Source organism: Micromonospora orduensis (assembly GCF_006228125.1).
GTDB classification, from domain to species: domain Bacteria; phylum Actinomycetota; class Actinomycetes; order Mycobacteriales; family Micromonosporaceae; genus Micromonospora; species Micromonospora orduensis.
The window spans coordinates 1-6,274 of the sequence record NZ_VDFY01000061.1; the positions used below are offsets into that span (position 1 = coordinate 1).

6 protein-coding genes and 1 pseudogene are annotated in these 6,274 nt (G+C 73.6%); 2 read left to right on the plus strand and 5 right to left on the minus strand.

All coding sequences use genetic code 11. The features are described 5' to 3' along the window. Positions 1–421 (plus strand): annotated as a pseudogene (locus tag FHG89_RS32700) (hypothetical protein); the annotation flags it as partial. Between the two features lie 12 nt (positions 422–433). Here FHG89_RS32700 and FHG89_RS00880 read toward each other — a convergent pair. After that, positions 434–1,915, minus strand: a complete 1,482-nt coding sequence (locus FHG89_RS00880; protein ID WP_139581990.1) for a peptide MFS transporter — start codon at positions 1,913–1,915, stop codon at positions 434–436. Between the two features lie 222 nt (positions 1,916–2,137). On the opposite strand from FHG89_RS00880, the gene FHG89_RS00885 reads away from it, so the two are divergent. Then, entirely contained in the window at positions 2,138–2,479 is a 342-nt protein-coding gene (locus FHG89_RS00885) for an RNA polymerase-binding protein RbpA (RefSeq protein ID WP_046564157.1), read from the plus strand. A 66-nt stretch (positions 2,480–2,545) separates the two neighbouring features. Here the strand turns inward: FHG89_RS00885 and FHG89_RS00890 are convergent, their stop codons facing one another. From FHG89_RS00890 to FHG89_RS00905, 4 genes are all read right to left on the minus strand, one after another. Next, entirely contained in the window at positions 2,546–3,076 is a 531-nt protein-coding gene (locus tag FHG89_RS00890) for an FxsA family protein (RefSeq protein WP_139581992.1), read from the minus strand. 67 nt (positions 3,077–3,143) lie between these two features. Beyond that, positions 3,144–3,935: a polyprenol monophosphomannose synthase gene (locus tag FHG89_RS00895; RefSeq protein ID WP_139581995.1), complete on the minus strand. Its 792-nt coding sequence runs from the start codon at positions 3,933–3,935 to the stop codon at positions 3,144–3,146. Between the two features lie 52 nt (positions 3,936–3,987). Further along, positions 3,988–5,622 carry an apolipoprotein N-acyltransferase gene (gene lnt, locus FHG89_RS00900; protein ID WP_425280138.1) on the minus strand — a complete coding sequence of 545 codons (1,635 nt, stop codon included), beginning with the start codon at positions 5,620–5,622 and terminating at the stop codon, positions 3,988–3,990. A gap of 481 nt (positions 5,623–6,103) precedes the next feature. Further along, positions 6,104–6,274, minus strand: a 171-nt coding sequence (locus FHG89_RS00905; RefSeq protein ID WP_208760821.1) for a glutamate mutase L, incomplete at its 5' end; no start/stop codon positions are given.

Below are 6,274 nucleotides of genomic sequence, written 5' to 3' on the forward strand. Positions count from 1 at the left end.
GCAGGACGTGCGCCGCCAGATCGACCAGGCCCGGGCCGACGCCGCGCGGACCCGCACCGAGGCCGCCGACGCGGCCCGGGCCCGCGAGCAGGCCGACCGGGCCCGCGACCGCGCGCTTGTCGCCGCCGAACAGGCCGAGCACGCCCGGCAGGAGGCCACCGAACTGGCCGTGCGGGTACGCGCGGAACTGGCCGCCACCGCCGCGCACCGCGACACGCTCGCCGCCGAACTCGGCGCCGCCCGCGACGCCGCGGCCACCGCCGAGGGCCGGGTCACCACCCTGACGGTACGACTGGACGCCGCCGAGACCGACCGGGACGTGGCCCAGCGGCGGGTGGCGCAGCTCGGCGACCAGGTCAGCGACCTGGCGCTGGCGCTGTCCCGCCTCGGCGCCGCCGCCCCCCACGACGCGAACGGCTGAGCGCTCCCGGGTTCACTGGATGCCCGCCATCAGCGCGCGGATGTGTCGGGCGAACATCACCGCGCCCACCCCGAACGCCACCGACGCCAGCCCGAAGGTGAGGAAGTAGGTGGGCTCGGACCAGGTCTCGGCGAGGCGGGCCACCTGGCCACCGATCGCGTCGCCGACGGCGGTGGCCAGGAACCACAGCCCGAGCATCTGACTGGCGTACTTCACCGGCGCGAGCTTGGTGGTGGCGGACAGCCCGACCGGGCTCAGCGACAGCTCACCGGCGACCTGGATGGCGTACACGGCGACGAGCCACCACGGCGACACCCGCTCACCGCCGACGGCGGCCTGCGCGGCGGCGGCCATCAGCACGAACGACAGGCCGTTGAGCACCAGACCGACGGCGAACTTCACAGGCGTGGACACCCGGTTGCCGACGCGCAGCCACAGCAGCGCGAACAGCGGCGCGCCGATGATGATCAGGATCGGGTTGACCGACTGCAACCACGACGCGGGGAAGGTGAAGCCGGCGACGTCCCGGTCGGTGCGCTCGGCGGCGAAGATGTTCAACACCGACCCGGCCTGGTCGTAGATCAGCCAGAACGCGGCGGCGAAGACGAACAGCCACAGGTACGCCTTCATCCGAGACCGTTCGGTGGCGCTGAGTTCCCGGTCGGTCATGATCCGGGCGAAGTAGCCGATGGCGACGAGCACGGTGACCCCGGTGAGCAGGTTCACCACCGTGTTGACGGTGAACAGCCCGACCAGCGCAAGGACGGCGACGAGCACGACGAGCGCCACCACGGCCAGCCCGGCGCGGGTCAGCGCCCGGCGGCGGTCGGCGCCCAGCAGCGGATCGGCCGGCCGGTCGCCGGCGTCGCCCAGGTTGCGCCGGCCCAGCACGTACTGGATCACGCCGAAGGTCATGCCGACGGCGGCCACCGCGAACCCCAGATGCCAGTTGATCTTCTCACCGAGGTAGCCGGTGATCAGCGGGGCGATGAACGCGCCGAGGTTGATGCCCATGTAGAAGATCGAGAAGCCGGCGTCGCGGCGCGGGGAGTCCCGGTCGTACAGGCCGCCCACCATGGTGGAGATGTTCGGTTTGAGCAGACCGGTGCCCAGCACGATGAGCGTCATGCCGGCGAACACGCTCCAGCGCACCGGCACCGCCATCACGTAGTGCCCGGCGGCGATCACCACCCCGCCCCACAGCACGCTGCGCCGGGCGCCGATCAACCGGTCGGCGACCCACCCGCCGGGCAACGCCAACAGGTACACCATCGCGTTGTACGTGCCGTAGACCGCGTTGGCGCTGGCCTCGCCCAGGCCCAACCCGTCGTCGGCTACCTCGGCGGTGAGATACAGCACGAGGATGGCCCGCATCCCGTAGAAGCTGAACCGCTCCCACATCTCGGTGAGAAAGAGCGTCGCCAGGGCCCGGGGGTGCCCGAAGAACGTCCGCTCGCTGGCCGCTCGACGCTCGACCGGGACGTCCTGGGTCATCGCAACCTCCACAGCGATCGGGCCGTTAACATCCCCGGTGGCAGCCGAAACACTCCACCATCACGACCCGCCCGGGGATCACCTGCCCGGGTGGGCACCCCGGCCGGCTACCCTTGGTCGCGGCCCACCCGTGGGCGCCTCACGCCCTGCGGCGGGAATGGCGAGACGGGAACGCACCGTTACACCCAGAAGACCAGCACCACGAACGAGGGGAAGTCGATCATGGGCGAGCGTATGCTGCGCGGAAGCCGCCTGGGCGCGGTCAGCTACGAATCCGACCGCAACACGGAGCTCGCGCCGCGTCAGACCCGCGAGTACCTCTGTGCCAAGGGCCACCAGTTCGAGGTGCCGTTCGCCGTCGACGCCGAGGTCCCGACGACCTGGGAATGCAAGTTCGACGGCAGCGTCGCCCGACTCGTCGACGGCAGCGAGCCGGAGCAGAAGAAGGCCAAGCCGCCGCGTACCCACTGGGACATGCTGCTGGAGCGGCGCTCGATCGCCGAGCTCGAGGACATCCTCGCCGAACGGCTCCAGGAGGTTCGTACCCGCCGCGGCCGCGCCTGAGCCGCACACCGCACGACACGGCGCCCCCGGGGTTCTCCCCGGGGGCGCCGTCGTGTGTGCGTCCGTTCAGTGGCGCCCGGGCTCGATGATCTCCCCCTCGATGGCCCGGCCACCGTCGACGACCACCGGCTGCTCCGGCTGCGGCGTCGGCTGCGGCGTCGGCTGCGGCGCGCCCTGGCGCACCCGCACCGTACGCGGCCCGAACAGGTCACCGGCGACCATCGACGACACCCGCCTCTCGGCGGTGCGTTGCACCCCGGAACGGGCCAACCGTCGCAGCGGCGGCACCAGCAGCAGCAACCCGACCAGCCCGCTGACCAGACCGGGCACCGCCAGCAGCAGCGCGCCGGCCAGCCCGACGAGGCCGTCGGTCACCTGCCGCCCCGGTGGCTGCCCGGCGGTGGCGGCCGAGCGGAACCCCCGCCAGGCGCGCATCCCCTCGCGGCGCAGCAGCACCAGCCCCAGCAGCGACGCCGCGAACACCAGCAGCACCGCCGCGCCGAACCCCAGCGCCCGCCCCACCGCGACGAACACCGCCAACTCCAGCACCACCGTCAGCAGCAGGGCCAACGGCACGAACCTCAGTCCTCGGCGCATCTCACCTCATCGCCATTCCCGCGACACCATGGGCGTGTCCCGTCCGTCCAGCATGACACGGCCGCGCTCACGGCCACCGCACCTGACCGGTGGGGGTGCCGTTGAGGCCACGGCGTACCGCCTGACGCCGGTCCTGCACCCCCCAGGTGGTGATCCGCCACAGCGCCTCGGCCACGATGCGGGGGCTCATCTTGCTGTCCCCCCGCTCGCGTTCGGCGAACGTGATCGGCACCTCCACGATCCGCACACCGGCGCGGTGCGCCAGCCGGGACAGCTCCACCTGGAACGAATAGCCCTGCGAGCACACCGACGCCAGGTCTATGGCGTCCAACGCGCTGAGCCGGTACACCCGGTAGCCGCCTGTCGCGTCGGACACCGGCATGCCCAGGGCGAGGCGCGCGTACAGGTTGCCGCAGCGCGACAGCAGCAGCCGCCGCAGCGGCCAGTTCACCACCCGCGCCCCACTGGTCCACCGCGACCCGATCACCACGTCGGCGTCGCGGGCCGCCGTCAGCAGCGCCGGCAGGTCCTCCGGGGCGTGTGAGCCGTCGGCGTCCATCTCCACGACCGCGTCGTAGCCGCGCTCGCGCGCCCACCCGAACCCGGCCAGGTACGCCGCGCCGAGGCCCTGCTTGCCCTCGCGGTGCAGCACCTGCACGTGCGCGTCGCCGGCGGCGAGGTCGTCGGCGATCGCGCCGGTGCCGTCGGGGCTGTTGTCGTCGGCGATGAGGATCTGCACGGCCGGGGCGGCCCGGCGGACCCGTCCCACGATCGCGGCGACGTTGTCGGCCTCGTTGTAGGTGGGGATCACCACAAGCACCCGGCCCACGCCGGGCACCTCGTCCGGACGCCGGATCATATCGGTCGCCTGGATCACGGTTCCTCCGCTTCCGCCGGCGTACCGGCTGCTGCTATCCGGGCATGATCCGCTGCCGCCGGCGCAGCACCGCCGCACCGACCAGGGCCGCCGCGGCCAGCCCGGCGAGCGCCATCTCCGGCCACCAGCCGAGGCGGGTGGCGACGGTGCGACCGCTGTCGAGCCGCAGCTGCCGCACCACGACCTCCCGGGTGTTGAACCCGGTGGCATCGCTTACCCGCCCGTCCGGGGCGACGAACCCGGACACTCCGACCGTGGAGGCCATCAACGCCGGCCGGCCGTGCTCCACTGCCCGCAGCCGCACCATGGCCAGCTGCTGGCGGGCCTCGGCCACGTCGAAGGTGGCGTTGTTGGTCTGCACGACGAGCAGCTGCGCGCCGCCGGTGACGGTGTCGCGGACCACCTCGTCGTAGGCGACCTCGAAGCAGATCACGTCGCCGAGCACCGTCGGGCCGGCGCGTACCACACCCGGGGTGCTGCCGGCCACGAAGTCGGACCGGACCAGGTCGACCTTGTCGCTGACCATGCGGGCCACGTCGCGCAGCGGCACGTACTCGGCGAACGGCACCGGATGGCGTTTGGCGTACAGCTGGTCCAGATCCGCGCCGGCGCCGGGCCGCCACAGGATGCCCACGTTGCGGACCTCCCCGGCGCCGGGGCCCTGCAGGACCGCGCCGACGAGGATCGGCGCGGCGATGGCGTCGGCGGCCTGCGAGATCCGTGACCCGGCGGTGGGATTGCGCAGCGGGTCGATGTCGCTGGAGTTCTCCGGCCACACCACCAGGTCGGGCCGGCGCTGCTGCCCGGCGGTGACCCGCGCGGCCAGCTCGATGGTGGCGTCGACGTGGTTGTTGAGCACGGCCTGTCGTTGGGCGTTGAAGTCCAGGCCGAGGCGCGGCACGTTACCCTGCACGATCGCCACGGTGACCGTGTCGCCCGACCCGGCGGCGGCGACCGGCACGAGCAGACCCGCCGCGCCCAGCGCGACCGCCGCGACAGCCGGTGCGGCCACCGGCGTCCACCGCCGCGCCGGAGCGTCGTCGCGCCGTGTGCCCCGGGCGGCGTCCCAGCCCCGCCACGCGGCGGTGACCAGCAGCCCACCGAGCAGGGCCACCGCGAACGTGACAAGCGGCGCGCCGCCCAGCGCGGCGAAGCGCAGCAGCGGCGACGAGTCCTGGCTGAACGCCAGCCGCCCCCACGGGAACCCGCCGAACGGGGTCCGGTCGCGCAGCGCCTCCTGCCCCACCCACAGCAGGCCGGTCAGCGCCGGCCACGCCCAGCGGGTGCGGTCGGCCAGCGGCGACACCCAGGCCGTGGCCATGCCGAGCAGCGCCAGGTAGCCGGCCTGCAGCAGCGACAGCAGCACCCACGGCAGGTAGCCGGTGTGCAGGTTCGTCCAGGCCAGCAGCGGCGCGAACAGCGCCACACCGGTCAGGAAGCCCAGTCCGGCGCCGGCGCGCAGCCGCCGCCGGTGCGCCGCGGCGGCCAGCAACGCCACGCCCACCGGCGCGAGCGGCCACACCCCGTACGGCGGGAACGCCACCAGCAGGGCCAGCCCGGCGGCCACGGCCATCGGCGCGGCCACCCGCAGCGGCAGCGGCCGCCCGGTGGCAGCCGGGCTGGGCGCCACCACCGGCGCGTGAGTCTCGTCCCGGTCCAGCGTCGTCACCGCAGCGTCCCCTCGATCACGGGGCGAAGGCTACCTGGCCAGCGGTCGTGACGACCGCATCGGGCTGTCGGGGACGGACCACCCGACGGACATGAAATCGGGGCGCGGCTCGCGCCGCGCCCCGATGCTCCCAGGCCCTCCCCGGCCGGTGCGGCGAGGATGCGGCACGCCGACCTTCGGACCGACCGGACGCGGACTGGCTGCCCCCGCCGGGCCGTTGTCTACTGGCCGTGCACCTCACCCTGCCCGTACACCGGTAACCGCGACCGGTTCGCGCCGCCCCGCCGACCCCCGCCCGCTGGACCTGGCCGCCGCGACGATGACGCTGAAACATGTCGCTCGGCCAGCGGACGAAGGGACGAAGCGAACAACAGCCGCTTCCCGTGGTAGGACTCAAAGACGGTACGTGCTGCACCCCGTCTCCTGTCAACCCACCTGGGCCTGTCGTGTGTTGCGACACGGCGTGTCGGGTCGGCGCGTCTCAATGCGTCCGCAGGTGGTGACGCAGCAGCGCCCCCGCGGCCGCCCGGTGCTCCTCGGCGAGCAGCCCACCGGCGGCCAGCACGTAGTCGACGTCGACCACGGCGGTCGCGGCGCGCGGCAGCGGCCACCCGCCGGCGTGGTCGCCCAGGACCGCCGCCAGCACCTGCCC